Genomic DNA, 611 nt, shown 5'->3' with positions numbered 1-611 from the left:
CCTTCGATGTCTCTCGCGGGGTACTCGCCTCCTGCTCCATTCCCGGGGTCTTCCGTCCCGTTGACCTCGACGGAGAGCACTACGTCGACGGTGGTCTACGGGAAAATGTGCCCGCCGAGATGGCAATCGGACACCTTGGTGTGACGAACCCCTACATCATCACGTGTTCGCCGCAGGGGGCCGCACGAGAGTCCGATTTTGGCTCTCGCAACATGCTCGATCTAGTAATGAGATCGGTGTCGATCCTGACTGACGAGACCGAGCGGGACGAGGTAGCTTATGCCCTCAATGCTGGCGCCGTCGTCATTGGCCCCGAGATTTCAGTACACGACTCAATGACGGTCGACCCTGGATTGCTGCGTATCAACCGCGATTACGGCTGGATGTGCTCGGCAGAAAAGCACGTCACGTCGAGCCCCGACGAGCACGAACTCGTCAAGGATGCGGTACGCACTCGAGTGCGTGGTTGGGAACTCGAACAGGCCTGGCTCAAAGGAGAAGCTTCCCGCGACGACATGGACGAGATGCAACACCTCAAGGACCACTTGCGTGACATCGCGGCCCGGCTACCACGCGATCTAGCTCCTGACGGGGTTAAGACGTGGGGTCGG

1 protein-coding gene and 1 pseudogene are annotated in these 611 nt (G+C 59.9%); both read left to right on the top strand.

Annotation, left to right across the window (positions count from 1 at the left end; all coding sequences use genetic code 11):
* Nucleotides 1–116: pseudogene (locus HMPREF0721_RS12870) on the top strand (patatin-like phospholipase family protein); the annotation flags it as partial.
* Nucleotides 117–119: 3 nt separating this feature from the next.
* Nucleotides 120–611: hypothetical protein (locus HMPREF0721_RS11230; protein ID WP_242821900.1), on the top strand; the 492-nt coding region annotated here is incomplete at its 3' end.

The sequence above is a fragment of the Pseudoramibacter alactolyticus ATCC 23263 genome (genome assembly GCF_000185505.1).
Taxonomy (GTDB): domain Bacteria; phylum Bacillota; class Clostridia; order Eubacteriales; family Eubacteriaceae; genus Pseudoramibacter; species Pseudoramibacter alactolyticus.
The sequence above is the reverse complement of the archived record's forward strand: the minus strand, read 5'-3'. Positions and strand labels throughout refer to the sequence as shown.